Source organism: Vreelandella stevensii S18214, from assembly GCF_000275725.1.
Taxonomy (GTDB): domain Bacteria; phylum Pseudomonadota; class Gammaproteobacteria; order Pseudomonadales; family Halomonadaceae; genus Vreelandella; species Vreelandella stevensii.
In genome coordinates this window covers 25,905-42,541 of sequence record NZ_AJTS01000031.1, presented here as the reverse complement: position 1 = coordinate 42,541, position 16,637 = coordinate 25,905, and the positions used below count along the sequence as shown (strand labels likewise).

General features: G+C 61.1%; 17 protein-coding genes, 7 tRNA genes and 1 pseudogene. 15 read left to right on the top strand and 10 right to left on the bottom strand.

Features of this window, described 5'->3' with window-relative positions; all coding sequences use genetic code 11:
- Both HSS18214_RS19195 and HSS18214_RS0106470 read left to right on the top strand, forming a co-directional pair.
- Positions 1-309: pseudogene (locus HSS18214_RS19195) on the top strand (bifunctional 23S rRNA (guanine(2069)-N(7))-methyltransferase RlmK/23S rRNA (guanine(2445)-N(2))-methyltransferase RlmL); the annotation flags it as partial.
- Complete coding sequence (locus HSS18214_RS0106470) at positions 302-637, top strand: glutaredoxin family protein (RefSeq protein ID WP_016914477.1); 336 nt, start codon at positions 302-304, stop codon at positions 635-637. The pseudogene HSS18214_RS19195 and the gene HSS18214_RS0106470, both read left to right, overlap by 8 nt.
- Before the next feature lie 6 nt (positions 638-643).
- Here HSS18214_RS0106470 and HSS18214_RS0106465 read toward each other — a convergent pair whose 3' ends face one another.
- Positions 644-925: a hypothetical protein gene (locus HSS18214_RS0106465; RefSeq protein ID WP_026001780.1), complete on the bottom strand. Its 282-nt coding sequence runs from the start codon at positions 923-925 to the stop codon at positions 644-646.
- A gap of 84 nt (positions 926-1,009) precedes the next feature.
- Here HSS18214_RS0106465 and pdxB point away from each other — a divergent pair, with 84 nt between their 5' ends.
- On the top strand, positions 1,010-2,155 hold the full coding sequence (pdxB, locus tag HSS18214_RS0106460; RefSeq protein ID WP_016914475.1) for a 4-phosphoerythronate dehydrogenase PdxB: 1,146 nt from the start codon (positions 1,010-1,012) through the stop codon (positions 2,153-2,155).
- 77 nt (positions 2,156-2,232) lie between these two features.
- On the opposite strand, the gene htpX is transcribed toward pdxB, so the two are convergent.
- The 8 genes from htpX to HSS18214_RS0106420 form a co-directional block, all read right to left on the bottom strand.
- Positions 2,233-3,138 carry a protease HtpX gene (gene htpX, locus HSS18214_RS0106455; protein ID WP_016914474.1) on the bottom strand — a complete coding sequence of 302 codons (906 nt, stop codon included), beginning with the start codon at positions 3,136-3,138 and terminating at the stop codon, positions 2,233-2,235.
- Between the two features lie 126 nt (positions 3,139-3,264).
- Positions 3,265-4,512 (bottom strand): pyridoxal phosphate-dependent aminotransferase, encoded by a 1,248-nt coding sequence (locus HSS18214_RS0106450; protein ID WP_016914473.1) that lies wholly within the window; start codon positions 4,510-4,512, stop codon positions 3,265-3,267.
- Positions 4,513-4,567: 55 nt separating this feature from the next.
- Positions 4,568-5,527 carry a ribosome biogenesis GTPase YlqF gene (gene ylqF, locus HSS18214_RS0106445; protein ID WP_016914472.1) on the bottom strand — a complete coding sequence of 320 codons (960 nt, stop codon included), beginning with the start codon at positions 5,525-5,527 and terminating at the stop codon, positions 4,568-4,570.
- 94 nt (positions 5,528-5,621) lie between these two features.
- On the bottom strand, positions 5,622-6,020 hold the full coding sequence (gene msrB, locus HSS18214_RS0106440; RefSeq protein WP_016914471.1) for a peptide-methionine (R)-S-oxide reductase MsrB: 399 nt from the start codon (positions 6,018-6,020) through the stop codon (positions 5,622-5,624).
- A 149-nt stretch (positions 6,021-6,169) separates the two neighbouring features.
- On the bottom strand, positions 6,170-7,756 hold the full coding sequence (locus HSS18214_RS0106435) for a gamma-glutamyltransferase family protein (RefSeq protein ID WP_016914470.1): 1,587 nt from the start codon (positions 7,754-7,756) through the stop codon (positions 6,170-6,172).
- Between the two features lie 40 nt (positions 7,757-7,796).
- Complete coding sequence (locus HSS18214_RS0106430) at positions 7,797-9,122, bottom strand: TRAP transporter large permease (RefSeq protein WP_026001779.1); 1,326 nt, start codon at positions 9,120-9,122, stop codon at positions 7,797-7,799.
- A 3-nt stretch (positions 9,123-9,125) separates the two neighbouring features.
- Positions 9,126-9,635, bottom strand: a complete 510-nt coding sequence (locus HSS18214_RS0106425) for a TRAP transporter small permease subunit (protein WP_026001778.1) — start codon at positions 9,633-9,635, stop codon at positions 9,126-9,128.
- Between the two features lies 1 nt (position 9,636).
- Complete coding sequence (locus HSS18214_RS0106420; RefSeq protein WP_016914467.1) at positions 9,637-10,740, bottom strand: TRAP transporter substrate-binding protein; 1,104 nt, start codon at positions 10,738-10,740, stop codon at positions 9,637-9,639.
- A 308-nt stretch (positions 10,741-11,048) separates the two neighbouring features.
- Here HSS18214_RS0106420 and HSS18214_RS0106415 point away from each other — a divergent pair.
- From HSS18214_RS0106415 to HSS18214_RS0106360, 12 genes are all read left to right on the top strand, one after another.
- A tRNA-Glu gene (locus HSS18214_RS0106415) sits at positions 11,049-11,124 on the top strand.
- A 25-nt stretch (positions 11,125-11,149) separates the two neighbouring features.
- Positions 11,150-11,224 (top strand) — tRNA-Gly (locus HSS18214_RS0106410).
- Positions 11,225-11,258: 34 nt separating this feature from the next.
- Positions 11,259-11,334, top strand: a tRNA-Glu gene (locus HSS18214_RS0106405).
- A 22-nt stretch (positions 11,335-11,356) separates the two neighbouring features.
- Positions 11,357-11,431, top strand: a tRNA-Gly gene (locus tag HSS18214_RS0106400).
- A 19-nt stretch (positions 11,432-11,450) separates the two neighbouring features.
- Positions 11,451-11,526, top strand: a tRNA-Glu gene (locus HSS18214_RS0106395).
- 74 nt (positions 11,527-11,600) lie between these two features.
- Positions 11,601-11,675, top strand: a tRNA-Gly gene (locus HSS18214_RS0106390).
- A 267-nt stretch (positions 11,676-11,942) separates the two neighbouring features.
- The gene (locus HSS18214_RS0106385; protein WP_016914466.1) at positions 11,943-12,905 is read left to right on the top strand and encodes an ABC transporter ATP-binding protein; all 963 of its coding nucleotides are present in this window, start codon (positions 11,943-11,945) and stop codon (positions 12,903-12,905) included.
- Entirely contained in the window at positions 12,902-13,675 is a 774-nt protein-coding gene (locus tag HSS18214_RS0106380; RefSeq protein WP_016914465.1) for an ABC transporter permease, read from the top strand. The genes HSS18214_RS0106385 and HSS18214_RS0106380 overlap by 4 nt, the downstream gene beginning before the upstream one ends.
- A 38-nt stretch (positions 13,676-13,713) precedes the next feature.
- Positions 13,714-14,547, top strand: coding sequence for an NADPH-dependent 7-cyano-7-deazaguanine reductase QueF (gene queF / locus HSS18214_RS0106375; RefSeq protein WP_016914464.1), 834 nt, complete (start codon positions 13,714-13,716; stop codon positions 14,545-14,547).
- 25 nt (positions 14,548-14,572) lie between these two features.
- Positions 14,573-15,133: a nitroreductase family protein gene (locus HSS18214_RS0106370; protein WP_016914463.1), complete on the top strand. Its 561-nt coding sequence runs from the start codon at positions 14,573-14,575 to the stop codon at positions 15,131-15,133.
- A gap of 25 nt (positions 15,134-15,158) precedes the next feature.
- On the top strand, positions 15,159-15,665 hold the full coding sequence (locus tag HSS18214_RS0106365) for a YiiD C-terminal domain-containing protein (RefSeq protein WP_016914462.1): 507 nt from the start codon (positions 15,159-15,161) through the stop codon (positions 15,663-15,665).
- 140 nt (positions 15,666-15,805) lie between these two features.
- Positions 15,806-15,893 (top strand) — tRNA-Ser (locus HSS18214_RS0106360).
- 454 nt (positions 15,894-16,347) lie between these two features.
- Here the strand turns inward: HSS18214_RS0106360 and HSS18214_RS18625 are convergent.
- On the bottom strand, positions 16,348-16,500 hold the full coding sequence (locus HSS18214_RS18625) for a metallothionein (RefSeq protein ID WP_081195643.1): 153 nt from the start codon (positions 16,498-16,500) through the stop codon (positions 16,348-16,350).
- Between the last annotated feature and the right edge of the window lie 137 nt (positions 16,501-16,637).

Here is a 16,637-nt window from a genome sequence, read left to right as displayed (position 1 = left end):
GTGGAAACGGCCAATGCCGATTTCGATCTGATCTTCATGGACCCGCCGACGTTCTCGAACTCCAAGAAGATGCGCGATACGCTGGACATCCAGCGGGATCACCCAAGGCTGGTCGAGCTGGCCATGGCGCGCCTGGCGCCGGGTGGCGTGCTGGTGTTCTCGAATAACCAGCGGCGTTTCAAACTGGACGACGCGCTGGTGCAGCGTTACGCAGTGGAGGAGATCACCGCGCGCACCTTCGACCCGGATTTCCAGCGTCGCACCAACCTGCATCACGTCTTTTTGATCAAGAGCCGAGCCGATGATTAAACTCTCCATCTACACCACTCTGGGCTGCCACCTGTGCGCTCAACTCGAAGCGCTGGTGACCACCCTGGCCAACCAGCCAGTGGACTTGCGACGTATCGAAATCAGCGAAGACGACGCGCTGGTCGAGCGCTACGGCGTGCGTATACCGGTGTTGCTGGATGAGCAGGGGGAAGAGCTGGACCGTGGCTTTGATCTGGTGCGGCTGAGCCAATGGCTGGAGCAGCGAGGCTGGCTGGACGAAGCGGCGCTGGCGTCCCTGACCAACCCGCCTGCCCCGACGCCCCCGGTGGGGGTGCACCAGCGTAATGGGCGTCGGTTTCTGGGGTAGGCGTGCCTACAGCACATTCAGCAGCGACAGCTGGCGCATGGCCTCTTGGCCTTCGGGGGTGTGGTCGGCGGCTTCCAGGACCTTGCGAAAGCCTCGCGAGGTCTGGATGGTGGACTCGTCCTCCAGCCACATCTGTGCCTGCGCCAGGGTGTCGGCCAACTGATGTTTCAGCCCGCCAAACTGGGTGCCGATCTGCCCCCAGGCGCGGCTGAAAATCCAGTCGCCGAACATATCCTGGTGAATGTGCACCAACACATAGTCATGGTCGGTTTCCCAGCGTACGATCACACCCATCTCCTTAACGCCATCATGTTCACGCCTGCACAGCAAGCCGTTGCGGGCGTATTGTAAAGCCCGGAAATCAAAACGCCTATGAAACTTGTCATCGATGCCAACATCCCCGCCGCCGACGCGTGCTTTGGTGGGCTGGGCACCTTGCACCGCCTGCCCGGGCGCGAGATTCGCGCGGCCGACGTGGCCGATGCCGACGCGCTCATCGTGCGCTCCATCACCCGGGTCGATGAGGCCTTGCTGGCCAACAGCCGTGTTGCTTTCGTCGGCACCTGCACCATCGGCACCGATCATATCGACTTGAACTACCTCTCAGCCCAGGGCATCGGGTTTGCCAGTGCGCCTGGCTGTAATGCCGACGCCGTGGTGGACTATGTGCTCAGCAGCCTGTTGACCGTGAGCGAGCGGGAAGGGTGGCCGCTGCTGTCGCGCCGTGTGGGAGTCGTCGGGGCCGGTAACGTCGGCAGCCGCTTGCTGACGCGGCTGAGTGCACTGGGCATGGAAGTGCTGGTATGTGACCCGCCCCGCGCCGAGCAGGAAGGGCCTGAGGGCTTCGTAGACCTGGATACCCTGATCGAGCAATGCGATGTCATTTGCCTACATACGCCGCTGGTCAAGCACGGCCCCCACGCGTCGTACCATTTGTTGAACGCCGAGCGGCTCCAGGAACTGGCCCCGCAAACGGTACTGCTCAACGCCGGGCGCGGGGACTGCATCGATGGGCTGGCACTGCGCAGCCGCCTGGCAGGCAAGGGCGACATCTCTGCCATTCTCGATGTGTGGGAGGAGGAGCCTGGCATCGATGCCGGCCTGAGGGATCTGGTGGCCTTGGCAACCCCGCACATTGCCGGCCACAGCCTGGACGGCAAGCTGCGCGGCACCTGGATGATTCAGCAGGCGCTGGCGGCACATGAAGGCCGCCCCTCCGGCCTGGCATTCAGTGACTTGTGCCCGCCCCCGGTGCTGGCCTCGCTGACCCTCTCACAGGCACTGCCCGTTGAAGAGGCACTGCGGCTATGTATCCGAGCGGTGTATGACGTGCGCCGTGACCACGACACGCTGCAGCGTAACGTGATGCAGCAAGGGGTTGCCAAGGGGTTCGATCACTGCCGCGCCCATTACCCGCTGCGTCGCGAGTTTGCCACGCTGAGTGTGCTGTTGAAAGAAGATGCCCAGCCACTGTGTGCGCCTTTGGAAGCTGCCGGTTTTCAAGTCCAGCTCGGCTGAAAAGAGCTGGATACAAAACGCATAAGGCCCGCGATGCGGGCCTTATGGTAGCGACTGCCGTTAAGTGACGGTTAGCATCACTGACGGTAGGCGGCTTCTTTCAGGGCGCGAATGCGGTCGTCCAGCGGTGGGTGGCTGGCGAACATGCGCTCCATCAGCGAGCGGGTCTGGCCTTTGGTGATGGCCATGGCGCGCATCTGGTCGGGCATCTGGTCGGGCATTTCGGTTTCGGCCTTCAGGCGCGCCAAGGCGTTGACCATGGCGCCGGTGCCCGCCAAGCGTGCACCCGCTTCGTCGGCGCGGTATTCGCGGTAGCGCGAGAACCACGCCACGATGGCCGACGCAAGGATGCCAAACACGATCTCGGCAATCATGACCACCGCAAAATACCCCATGAAGCCCAGGCCGCCTTCACCGTCGCTGCGGCTTTTCAGGAAGGTGTCGATCAAGTGGGCGACGGCACGGGCAAAGAACATCACGAAGGTGTTCACCACGCCCTGGATCAGTGCCAGGGTGACCATGTCGCCGTTGGCCACGTGGCCAATCTCGTGGGCCAGTACCGCGCGGACCTCTTCGGGGCGCATGCGGTTGAGCAGGCCCGCCGAGACGGCTACCAGCGAGTCGTTCTTGTTCCAGCCGGTAGCAAATGCATTGGATTGCTGGGCCGGGAAAATGCCCACTTCGGGGGTCTTGATCCCGGCTTCACGGGAAAGCTCGGCCACGGTGTCCACCAGCCACTTTTCGGTGGCGTTGGAAGGCGTTTCGATGATCACCGTGCCCGTGGAGCGCTTGGCCAGCCATTTGGACATGAACAGCGAGATGATCGAGCCCGCCATGCCGACGATGAAGCAGAACAGCAGTAGGCCAGTGAAGTTGATTCCCTGGCTGCGCAGATAGCCCTCGACGCCGAACAGGCGCAGCGTAAAGCTAGCCACCAGTACGACGGCGAGGTTGGTGGCCAGAAACAGCATAATTCGCATCATGGGTGGGTTTCTCCCTTCAGGTTTATAGCGGGGTCTTGCTGGAATATGGCTTAGATGCGTGCCCGTCGCTACAGTTTCAAGTAGCTGTTTTTAATGCTGTAGCGACGGACATGAAGACTGAAATAACTACTGCCGATAGCGTGACAGGAAATTGGCAAAGCGATCCAGCGCGTCGCCCAGCTGGTCGGCCCAGGGCAGCGTCACGATGCGCACGTGGTCCGGGTCTGGCCAGTTGAAGGCCGTGCCTTGCACCAGCAGGATCTTTTCTTGCAATAACAGGTCCAGCACCAGCTGCTGGTCATTCTTGATATTGAAGACCTTGGGGTCCAAGCGCGGAAACGCGTAGAGCGCCCCTTTGGGTGTTACGCAGGAGACACCGGGAATGGCGTTGAGCTTCTCGATGGTGATGTCCCGCTGCGCCAGCAGGCGCCCGCCAGGCAGGATCAGGTCATTGATGGACTGGTAGCCGCCCAGCGCCGTTTGAATGGCGTGCTGGGCAGGTACGTTGGCGCACAGCCGCATGGAGGCCAGCATGGTCAGGCCCTGAATGAAATCCTTGGCCCGCTGTTTGGCCAGCGTGCCGGAAATGGTCATCCAGCCGGAGCGAAAACCAGCGCAGCGGTAGCTCTTGGAAAGCCCGTTCATGGTGATGACCAGTTGATCGTCGTCGGCCAGCGCCCCCGTGGCGGTGTGCTCGACCCTGTCGTAGAGAATCTTGTCGTAGATCTCGTCGGAGAATACCACCAGATTGTGCTGTTTGGCGATCTCGAGGACTTCCCGCACCACTTCCGGAGAGTACACTGCCCCGGTGGGGTTGTTGGGGTTGATGATGACGATGGCCCGGGTACGGCTGGTGACCTTGGCACGAATGTCGGCCATGTCCGGCGCCCAGTCGGCCTGCTCGTCGCACAGATAGTGAACGCCGTGGCCGCCCGACAGGTGGGCAGCAGCGGTCCATAGCGGGTAGTCCGGTGCCGGGATCAGTACTTCATCGCCATCGTTGAGCAGCGCCTGCATGGCCATGACGATCAGCTCGGACACGCCGTTGCCGATATAGATATCTTCGATACCGACGCCGGGGATCTGCTTGCGCTGGCACTCCTGCATGATGGCCTTGCGCGCAGAGTAGAGCCCTTTCGAATCACAGTAGCCCTGGGCGGTGGGCAGGTTGCGCATGACGTCCTGGAGAATCTCTTCCGGTGCCTCGAAACCAAAGGGGGCCGGATTGCCAATGTTGAGCTTGAGAATCCGCTGGCCTTCCTCTTCCAGGCGCTTGGCATGGTCGAGAACCGGGCCGCGAATGTCATAGCAGACATTGTGCAGTTTATGGGACTTCTTGAGCGTGTGTGATTCGTTAGGCTGCGCGGTGTCCATGGGGTGCGTTATCCAAAAGTGTCCATTGCCGTGGGAGTGACTGATTATTCGCCCATTATGCGTTGCTTGATGGCGAGCTGTCTTGGTCGATTTGCTCCACGGGCGGTGGAATGTCCTCGGGGGTTTCCAGCGTCAGCCTGCCCACCTTGCCGTCGCGCAGTTCATGCAGCAGCACTTCGGCGCCTCGGTGCAGGTCCACGGCGCCGCCAGGGCGCAAACCACCGCGCTTGCTGGCAATTTCGGTGAGGATGGCGTGGCCATCGAACCCGGCAATGGCCATAAAGTCGGGCTTCTGGGGGCCATCGGCATCGACCTCTGCCTGAGGGGTGGCAGGGGCTTCATAGCGGGGCAGCGCCTTGAGCTTGTAGCGGGCCGTCAGCGCGCCGGGGTAGCGTTTGGCGAGTTCGGCACAGGCCACCATGGCCACATCGGTATACTCGATGGCCGTGTCGCGAATGGCACCGCTGGCCGCCAGCCGGTAGGCACTGGCCTGATCCTCGATTTTGGGCCACAGCACACCAGGCGTATCGATCAGTGCCACGCGGCCATCGATGCGTACCTTTTGCTGGCGCTTGGTCACGGCGGGCTCGTTACCGGTCTTGGCGATCTTGCGTCCTGCCAGGCCGTTGATCAGCGTCGACTTGCCGACGTTGGGAATCCCCATGACCATCACACGAACATCACGGTCGGCACGCACCGCACCGGCCAGCTCATGGCAAAGCCGGGGAATGCGCTTCAGTTCCCGGGTGTTGGTGGTGGTGATGGCCAGCGCCCGTGTGTCGGCTTGGGCATCGAAAAACGCGACCCACTCGTCGGTACGCGCAGGGTCGGCCAGGTCGGCACGCGACAGAATCTTGAGGACCGGCTTGTGGCGGGTCAGCTCGGCCAGCATCGGGTTGGCGCTGGAATAGGGGAGCCGCGCATCGAGCACTTCGATCACGACATCGATTTCCGGCAGCGCGTCCTTGATCTGGCGGCGGGCCTTGTTCATGTGTCCTGGGAACCAGCCGAGCATGGGGATCTCCTGCAAGCACTAACATTCGGCATAAAAAAGCGGGCCGCCATTCTAACAGATGGTGCCCGCCTTGCTGCGCTTCGTTTGGGATCAATTATTCGTCGGGGTGAAACTCCAAAGAGACCGAGTTGATGCAGTAGCGCAGGCCCGTCGTTTGCGGGGGGCCGTCGGGAAACACGTGTCCCAGGTGGGCATCGCAGTGGGAACACACTACTTCGGTGCGAATCATGCCGTGGGAAGTATCGCGATGCTCTTCCACGCAGCGGATGCCCAGTGGCCTGTCGAAGCTTGGCCAGCCACAGCCTGCATCGAACTTGTGTTCGTTCTCGAACAGCGGCGCATGACAGCAGACGCAGTGGTAGATGCCCTGGGCATCGCTCACTTGATAGTCACCGGTAAACGGACGCTCGGTACCCTTCTCCCGGGCGACGCGGTACTGCTCCGGGGTCAACTGCTGGCGCCATTCTTCAGGGGATTTCGCTATTTTCGCCATGGGGCTCTCCTCTCCCTCCGGTTGCTGATAAGCAGAGGCTTATGGGGCAGGCAGGATACCACCGTTATGCCTGACGCTATACCAGTGACAATGGCAGCCCTGCTCAGGTTCAGCATGTGCGAAAGTGGGCGATAGCGCCAGTACCGGGCCTAAACGCTGGCGGCGCCGCCGTTGCTGCGGGGGTCATGGGCGCTTTCGATCAGGCCATCCGGGTGGCGTACGATGCCACCGGCATGGCCCATGGTGTCGCTGAAGGCCTCGGGCAGTACTTCTACATCGTGGCCCGCCGTGGCGAGGGCGGTCACCAGGGCATCGTCGAAACGCGCTTCCAGCTTCAAGTTGGTGCTGGTCTCGCCCCAGGTGCGCCCTAATAGCCAGCGTGGTGCGGTGACCGCCTGCTGCAGTAGCATGCCATGTAGCGCGTAGCGGGAGAACACCGCGGCTTGGGTTTGTGGCTGGCCTTCACCGCCCATGGTGCCGTACACCATGGTGCGCCCGTCTTCGAACAGGGCCAGCGCCGGATTGAGGGTGTGAAACGGCTTGCGCCCCGGGGCCAGGCCGCGCAGATGATTGGGGTCGAGTGAAAAACTGATGCCTCGGTTTTGCCAGAGCACGCCGCTTTCCGGCAGCACGACGCCACTGCCGAACTCCCAGTAGATGCTCTGAATGAAGCTCACCGAGCGGCCCTGGCTATCCACGGTGCCCATCCAGATGGTGTCGCCCGGCGCGGGCTCATGGGGCCAGGGCAGGGCGCTGGCCGGGTCAATGGCGGCAGCTTCTTCGGCCAGGCGCTCGGCGCTTAGCAGCGACTGCAGGGGGGCAGGCACCCGCTGGGGGTCGGTGACGTGGCTATCGCGCAGCATGAAGGCGCGTTTGGTGGCCTCGATCAAGCCGTGCAGATGCTCGAAGCCGTTGGGCTCGGCAGCCTTGAGGCGTTCGTAGATGCCGAGAATCATCAGCGAGGCCATGCCCTGGGTCGGGGCGGGCAGGTTGTAGAGTGTCGCGTCCTGCAGCTGTACCTGCAGCGGCGTGACCTGCTGGGCGCGATAGGCGTGGAAATCCTCCAACCGCAGCGGGCTGCCCAGCGCGGCCAGGTCCTGGGCCATGCTGGCGGCCAGTTCGCCACGGTAGAAGTCATCCAGCCCTGCACTGGCCAGACGTTCGAGGGTTCGGGCCAGGCGCGGCTGGCGCAGCCGCTCGCCTTCCCGGGGGACCTTGCCATCGAGCAGGAAGGCTTCGTTGAAGCCGGGGCTTTGGCTGAGCCGCGCAAGGTGCTTGGCGGTCAGCGCCTCCTGGCTTTGGGAAACCGCCACGCCGTCGTCGGCATGGCGAATGGCATCGGCCAGCAGGGTCGTCAGCGGTAGCGCCGTGCCCCACTGGGAGGCCACGTTGAGTGCTTCCTGCCAACCGCCAATGGTGCCCGCCATGGTCAGGGCTGCCTGGGGGCCGCGTTCCGGGATGTGTGATTCGCCAGCGTAAAAATCGGCGCTGGCCAGCGCGGCGGCTGGCCCGCAGGCATCGATGGCAATGGGCGGCTTGCCTGGTTCGTGAATCAGCCAGAAACCGTCGCCACCCAGCGCGTTCATGTGCGGGTAGACCACGGCGATGGCCGCTGCGGCGGCCACCATGGCTTCTACCGCATTGCCGCCTTGTTTGAGCACGTCGCGACCGGCACTGGCGGCCAGGTGGTGGGGGGCAACACAGCTGCCGCCGTAACTACGTTGTGTATGAAGCATGACGTTATCCTTTGTTATCAAGGGCTACTGTTATCAAGGGCTACCAGCCAATGGCGTCGGGTAGCCAGGTGGCAATGGCCGGGAAGGCGAAGACCAGCGCCACGGCCAGGAATTGCAGGCCAATGAAGGGCAGCGCGCCTTTGTAGATATCGAGGGTCGAAACCTCCTTGGGGGCCACGCCCTTGAGGAAAAACAGCGACCAGCCAAACGGTGGCGTGAGAAACGAGGTTTGCAACACCAGACCCACCAGAATGCCCAGCCATACCATATCGATGCCCATTTGTACGAAGAAGGGCAAAAACAGCGGCAGGGCAATATAGGTAATTTCTATCCATTCCAGGAAGAAGCCCAGCACGAACATCAGCAGCAGCATGAACAGCAGCGCGCCGAGCTCGCCCCCGGGGACCCAGTCGAACATGCGGCCCACGAGATGCTCGCCACCCAGCCCACGGAAGGCCAGGCCAAAGACCTGAGCGCTGATCAGAATGAAGAAGACCATGGCAGAAATGATCAGCGTGGCCTTGGCGACCTCGCTCAGCAGGGCCACCGTGAGCCGCCCAGAGCACGCGACGAAGACCAGCGCGCCGAGCGCCCCCATAGCAGCGGCTTCGGTGGGGGCGGCAATTCCGCCGATGATCGAACCCAGCACGGCAAACACCAGCCCCACCGGCGGCCCCACCACAGTGGCCACCTTGAACAATAGCTGCTTTTTGCTGAGCAGCGCACGCTCTTCGGCGGGAATGGGCGGCATCATGCCGGGGTAGAGTTTGGCCAGCACCAGAATCGCCAGAATATAGATCCCGGCCAGGGCCAGCCCCGGCACCATGGCCGCCGCAAACATGGTGCCCACGGATTCACCGAGGATCTCCGCCAGCAGAATCAGTACCAGGCTAGGGGGGATGATTTGCCCCAGCGTGCCCGACGCACAAATCATGCCGGTGGCCAGGGTTTTAGGGTAGCCACGGCGCAGCAGGGTGGGGAGTGTCAACAGGCCCAGCGTGACGATGGTCGCCCCGACGATACCCGTGGCAGCGCCCAGCAGTACGCCCACGAAGATGATGGCCACCCCCATGCCGCCGGAGAGTCCCCCGAACAGGTGACCGACCACGTCGATCAGCTCTTCGGCCAGCTTCGACTTCTCCAGCATCACCCCCATGAACACGAATAGGGGGATGGCCATGAAGGTGTAGTTGGTGACCACGCCGTAGATGCGCGAGGGCAGCAGGTTGAACAGCATGGGGCCAAACCCCAGGTAGCCAAACACGAAGGCCGTGACGGCGATGCTGATAGCCACCGGAATACCGATCAGCAGTAGTACGAAAAAGGCGACGATCATGCCGATCGCTAGCCACTCATTAGGAGACATGCGTTATTCACCTCGGCTTGGAAGGGCCAACCCCTGGCGCAGTGCGTGGGCCAGGCCTTGCAGTGCCAACAGAAGAAACCCCAGAGGGATGAGCGATTTGAGCAGCCAGCGGAAGGGCAGGCCGCCTGGGTTGGGTGAGGTTTCGTTACGCAGATATGACTGCTCTACCCAGGGCAGGGTCAGCCAGGCGATGTAGAGCCCCATGACCAATAGCAGCAGGCCGCCGATCACTTCGATGGTGCGCTGTACTGCGACCGGAAAGCGCTCGTAAAACACATCCACCCGCACCTGTTCGCCCACGAACAGCAGGTACGACATGCCGAACAGGGCGATGGGGGAAATCAAGTGCCACTGCAGCTCCTGAAGCCAGACGGCGCCAATGCTGAACAGGTAGCGCATGACCACATCGCCCGCGACCAGGGCAACCAGCACCACGCAAATCCAGGCGGCGATCAAGCCAAACAGCCGGACCACCGCCTCGATTCCGTGGACAAGACGTTCCACGGCTTGCATATCACACCCCGATGATGTCGTTTAACCAGGCGCGTTCGCTGGGGCCTGCCCAGCGGTCATGGTTGGCCTTGAAGGCCATGTAGCTGTCGTGGACCTTGCGTACCAGCGGGTCGGCGTTGGCTTCGGTGGCCAGGGTATCCATCGTGGCTTCACGCAGCGCTTCGACCACCGGGGCTGGCAGGGGGCTTGCGGTAACGCCGTGGTTGTCCACCAGGTCGGCCATGGCCTCGCCGTTGACGGCTTCCGACCAGGTGACGCTTTCCAGACACGCCGCCATGCAGGCACTTTTCACGATCATCTTGAGATCGTCGGGAAGGGCATCCCAATGCTGTTTGGAAATCAGCAGCTCACCGGTGGTGGCAGGCTCGTGCCAGCCGGTGGTGTGATAAAACTTCGCGGCATTCTGCAGCCCCATGCGGCGATCCTGGTAAGGGCCCACGAACTCTGCTGCATCGATGACGCCCCGCTCCAGCGCCGGGAAGATTTCACCGCCGGGCAGTACACGGGCATCGACCCCCAGCGCGGCATAGACTTTCCCGGCCAGGCCCGGAATACGCATGCGCAGCCCGTTCAACTGGCCGATGTCCTCGATGGGCTCACGGAACCAGCCGGTCATCTGCACGCCTGTATTGTTCAACGGCAGGGCGATCATGCCGTAAGGCTCATACACTTCTTCCCATAGCTCCAGGCCACCGCCGTGATACAGCCAGGCCATATGGCCCATGAAGCTCATGCCGAAGGGCACGGTAGTGAAGTATTGCGCGGCGAACGTGGTGCCCGACCAGAAGTAGCTGTTGGCGGCGTTCATTTCGATGGTGCCGCTCTGCACGGCCTCGAAGCCTTCGAAGGCCGGGATCAGTTCTCCTGCTGCAAAGTGCTGAATATTGAGCCGTCCGCCCGACATGGCGTTGATCTTGGCAATCACGTCCCGCGGGCTGCCGGGCCCTTCTACATAGAACGGAGAGCCGGGGCTGTAGGCATTGGTCATTCGCCAGTTGAACTGTTCGCTCGACTGCGCCTTGGCCAAGGAAGGGGCGCCCAACACCAGCCCCGCAGTGGATGTCAGAGCAGCGCTGGTAAGAAACTTGCGACGGGTAAAGGACATACAGCACCTCATGCAGTAAGGAAAGACGGCAGTGGTAGGGGAGCACCAATCGCCGAGGGACGCTGTGTACAAAGCAAGGGATATGCCAAAAAATCGATTTTATTTTAAATAAAAGATTTTTAGGGCTTTGTAGGATGCGCTGAACGGGTGGCGTGGTGCGCATGGGCAAGTTTCGTGCACCGTTATCGCGCATGTTATTGCCGTCAGGCACCTTCGTTGCGCAGGCATAAAACGTTTCGATATCAGAGGGCTTGACAGTAAGAGGTGCGCTGATTAATATACGCGCCACCTCGACGAGGCAATGAAACGTCCCATTCGTCTAGTGGTCCAGGACACCGCCCTTTCACGGCGGGAACAGGGGTTCGAACCCCCTATGGGACGCCATCGTATCGTTCAGGTTATCGGAGTTGCGGGAATAGCTCAGTGGTAGAGCATCGCCTTGCCAAGGCGAGGGTCGGGAGTTCGAATCTCCTTTCCCGCTCCATAACGCGTATGTAATGAATCATACGTGTTTATACGTCCCATTCGTCTAGTGGTCCAGGACACCGCCCTTTCACGGCGGGAACAGGGGTTCGAACCCCCTATGGGACGCCAATCCGATTTTTAGCGACATCAAGCGGGAATAGCTCAGTGGTAGAGCATCGCCTTGCCAAGGCGAGGGTCGGGAGTTCGAATCTCCTTTCCCGCTCCAGTCGTCTACGTGTACATGTGTCCCATTCGTCTAGTGGTCCAGGACACCGCCCTTTCACGGCGGGAACAGGGGTTCGAACCCCCTATGGGACGCCACTCGCATGACGCTGACACTTGGTTGTCGTCATCGGTTGCTGTAACCGGTTTCCATAAGTAATGCCGTTCATGTTGCGGGAATAGCTCAGTGGTAGAGCATCGCCTTGCCAAGGCGAGGGTCGGGAGTTCGAATCTCCTTTCCCGCTCCAGTTCAACGGTCCTCCCTCCTGTGTCTTCGTCTGTGCCTTTCCATCGCTTTTTCTGATTTTCCCTCGCTGGATCCCCTTCGTCTCTGTTATCCGTTCGGCCACTGCCTTGAGCAGCGCTTTGTCGTGGGTGTCGTTTGGTCTGGCTAAGTAATGTGTGCTATGACGTCTGCGCTAGCGGCAAGCTCGTTAGCTTGAAAAAATATGCGTTCGCCCCGATATCTTCCCATCTAGCTTCATAAGCTCTCATTTTGCTGACAGGACATGTTCATGGCCGAACCGGCATTGTCGATCCGTGGCCTTACCAAGGTGTACGGCAACGGCTTTCAAGCGTTAAAAGGGATTGATCTGGACGTTCAGCAGGGCGACTTCTTTGCACTGCTGGGCCCCAATGGGGCAGGTAAATCCACCACTCTGGGCGTGGTATGTTCCCTGGTACAGAAAACCGCGGGCAAGGTGTCGATTTTTGGTATCGACATCGACAAGGATTTTGCCAAAGCCAAGTACCAGTTGGGCGTGGTGCCGCAGGAGTTCAACTTCAACCAGTTCGAGAAAGTGCTGGATATCGTATTGGCCCAGGCGGGCTATTACGGCATGCGGCGTAGTGAAGCGCTGCCCCGTGCCCAGCAGCTGCTGACCGACCTGGGGTTGTGGGAAAAACGCAACGGCAGCGCGCGGATGCTCTCCGGCGGCATGAAGCGCCGCCTGATGATTGCGCGTGCGCTGATGCATCGCCCCAAGCTGCTGATTCTCGATGAGCCCACGGCGGGGGTGGATATCGAGCTGCGTCGCAGCATGTGGGAGTACATGCGGCGCATCAACCGCGACGAAGGCACGACGATCATTCTGACGACCCACTATCTGGAAGAAGCCGAAAGCCTGTGCCGCAATATCGCCATCATCAATCACGGCGAGATCGTGCGTAACACCAGCGTGCGCGAGCTGCTGGCCGAGCTGGACACCGAAACCTTCCTGCTGGACCTGGCGGCTCCCGTCGCGCAAGCGCCGCAGGTGCCGGGTTTCGAGGTCCACCAGGTGGAGCCCTCCCAGCTTTCGGTGGCCATTCACCGAGGCCAGCAGCTGAACGACGTGTTCTCATCGCTCAGTGAGCAGGGCATTCAAGTGGTTTCCATGCGCAACCGCGCCAATCGTCTGGAAGAGATGTTCGTTTCCATGGTAGAGAGCAGCCAGGCGGCTCTGGATCAACGTGAGCAGCAGGAGGCCAACGCATGAATGCCACACAAACCCTGGTCGCGCTGTGGACACTGGTGCTCAAGGAGATCAAGCGGTTTACCCGTATCTGGCCGCAAACCCTGCTGCCACCGTCGATCACCATGGCCATGTACTTCATCATTTTCGGCAGCCTGATCGGCTCGCGCATTGGTGAGATGGATGGCTTCAGCTATATGGATTTCATCGTGCCCGGGTTGATCATGATGTCGGTGATCACCAACAGCTACTCCAACGTGGCCTCCAGCTTCTTTTCCAACAAGTTTCAGCGCTCGGTGGAAGAGATGATGGTCTCGCCCATGCCCAATAGCGTGATTCTTTCCGGCTTCATTCTGGGCGGCATGGCCCGGGGCCTGGGCGTCGGGCTCATCGTGACGCTGGTGTCGCTGTTCTTCACCCGCTTGACGGTGGAGCATCCGCTGCTCACGATACTGGTCGTGGTGCTGACCTCGGCGCTGTTTTCCATAGGGGGGTTCATCAATGCCCTGCTGGCGAACAAGTTCGATGACATTTCCATCGTGCCGACGTTCATCCTGACCCCGCTGACCTACCTGGGCGGCGTGTTCTACTCGATTTCGATGCTGCCGGACTTCTGGCAGGGCGTCTCGATGCTCAACCCGATTCTGTATATGGTCAACGTCTTCCGCTATGGCTTTCTGGGGGTGTCTGACATTCCCGTCGGCTGGGCGCTGACGGCGATCATGGCGTTCATCGTGGTGCTGTTCATGGTGGCGCTGACCATGCTGGAGCGTGGCAAAGGTATTCGCAGTTAAGTGCCCCAAGGGCCCCTGGTTTGATGGAGACGTTTTGCATGGCACACCGCCCTGATACTCTGGAAAACGCGCCGCTGGGGCGCGATTCTGCCTACCCCGAACAGTACGATGCGGCACTGCTGTACCCCATTCCTCGGGCGGCCAATCGCGCGCCGCTGGGGATCGAAGAAAGCGCGTTGCCCTTCGTGGGTGAAGACGAGTGGCACGCCTTTGAAGTCTCCTGGCTGAATGGACGCGGCAAGCCCGTGGTGGCAGTGGCGCGTTTTCGGCTGCCGGCAAGCTCGCCGCAGTTGATCGAGTCCAAATCCTGGAAGCTCTACCTCAACAGCCTCAACCAGACGCGCTTTGCCAGCCAGGCCGAGGTAGAAGCCATCCTGGTGCGCGACCTGAGCGGTGCGGCGGGTGCCCCGGTCAGCGTCGAGCTGTTGCCGGTGGATGACGAAGCGCTGGCCCCGCGACGCTTGCCAGGGGAGTGCCTGGACGACCTGGATATCGAGGTCAGCCACTACACCCCCAGCGCCGAGCACCTGACCACCCACGATGATATCGTGGAAGAGACGCTGCATTCGCATCTGCTCAAATCGAACTGCCCTGTGTCCGGGCAGCCCGACTGGGGGAGCGTGCTGATTCGCTATAAAGGCCCGCGCCTCGACCGCGAAGGACTGCTGCGCTACCTGATTGGCTACCGCCAGCATCAGGATTTTCACGAGCACTGCGTCGAGCATATCTTCACGGATCTCATGCAGTACGCCCAGCCAGAATCACTGCTGGTGCTGGCGCGTTACGTGCGCCGTGGTGGGCTGGACATCAGCCCCTGGCGTGCCACGCCGGGCATGGCGCCGCCCAGCCCGCTACGCCTGGCGCGCCAGTGATACCGACCCAGGAAAGGAGACACCAATGGACGCTCTTACGCTGCTGCACGAACGTAGCTCCATGGGCAAGCTCACCGAGCCTGCCCCCAGCCCGGAACAGCTCAGCGCCATCTACCGCGCCGCCCTGCGTGCCCCCGACCACAAGGAGCTACGCCCGTGGCGGTTTATCGAGTTCGTCGGAGAAGGGCGCGAGCGCTTGGGGGAACTGTTCGCCGAAGCGGAGTTCCAGGAAGACCCGCACGCCAGCGATGACACCCTGAACGCTGCTCGCAAAAAGCCCCTGCGCGCGCCCATGGTGATCGCCGTGATTGCCAAGGTGACGCCGGATATTGCCAAGGCACCCAAGGTCGAACAGATTATTTCAGCGGGCTGTGCTGCCCACGGGATTCTGTTGGCCGCACACGCCCTGGGCTTGGGCGCCATGTGGCGCAGCGGCAAGTATGCCTTCGACCCAGTGGTGCGCAAGGGAATGGGGCTGGACAAGGAGGATGAAGTAGTCGCGTTCATCTACCTGGGCAGCCTGGCCGGTCGTCACAAGCCGGTACCCGAGCATAACGCTGCCGATTTCGTCGAACGCTGGGATTGAGCGCTTAACCGCCGAGGAGCCCACCATGAGCCCGTCACGCCAGCCAGGCCTACCGCACCCGCGTCTACCGCTGCCAGAAGGCAAGGAAGACCTGCACGCCTTCCACCGCTGGCTGGGCGAGGCGATTCCCATGGTGGGAGCCTTGGGCATCAGTGACGTGAGCCACGCCAACGACGCGTTGACCTGGCACCTGGCGCTGGCGCCTAACCTCAATGATAAAGGCACCGGCTTTGGCGGTGCCCTGGCGGCACAAGCCACCCTGCAAGGATGGTGCTGGGTGACCCTGTGGCTGCGCCAGCAGGGAAGGGCACAAGACGTGGTCGTGGCGGAGGCCAGTCAGCGCTTCGTTGCCCCGGTGACCGGCGACTACCGTCTCATCTGTACGCCCAGCAGCAGCGACGGCCCCGCAACGCTGGCAGAACGGCTGCGCGAACGCGGCAAAGGCAGCATCGCGCTCAGCCAGCAGCTCTACTGCGGCGACACGCTATGTCTGGAAGCCAGCAGCCGCTATGCCGTGCTGCCTAGCCCTTGATGTGAAAAAGCCTTGATGTGAAAAAGCTCTGATGTGAAAAAGCTCTGATGTGAAAAAGGCTTGCTATTTCACAGCTTAACGCATAGTATATGCGCCGTTCTGTTGAGAAAGGCAACGCCCTGCAGCAGAGCACACAATGTGGAGAGGTGTCCGAGTGGTCGAAGGAGCACGCCTGGAAAGTGTGTAAGTCGAAAGGCTTCGAGGGTTCGAATCCCTCCCTCTCCGCCAAGAATATAGAAGGGGAATCAACATCTTATGTTGATTCCCCTTCATCGTTTCTGGGCCTTGGCGCCGACTTGGGAACTACCCTAGGCGTCATTAAACGCTAGTCCGAGCCTGAATTGAGCGTTCTCACCTGGCGCCTATCGCTTCTCGATGATAGATAAACAACGCCCCGCTTTGCACAGCGGGGCGTTTCGTTGGTGAGGCATAGACCAGGGCCATCACACACCCCTGTTGAGACGTGCCGCTATCCTAGAAACGCAGGCCGCCGCTGAATCCGAAAATCGCTACGATGACGACGACAATGACGACGATGGTAGTAGTAGAGGGCATGATCTCTTCCTTTGAGAATTGTTGAAAGGTAAGCCTAGTCGGTGATGGGCGGTTTCGCACGCTTTGATAGGCCGATGCCCGGTGTTTGGCCGGGCATCGCAGTGGGGAGGGCGGTTATCGGGTGGGTTCAACCGCACTTGCAGTCATGGCCACAATCGGTAGAGCCATCGGCATGGCCTGTCGCGCAGGCCGTCGAGCAGAAGAGTTGACCCTCTTTTTCGATGGAGTGGCTGTCCACCTTGCAATGACACTTCGGGCATGCGCACTGTTGCTGAGACATGGTAGAACCTCCTGTGGGTTGTCTCTTCAAGCGTAGTGCGCACCCTGGGTGTTATGTAATTGCGTTGTGAGGTTTTTTGCTGGTGATGACTGCTGTCAAGGCGTCGAGCGCGCCAGGGCGCTGCCTAGCGCAAGGAA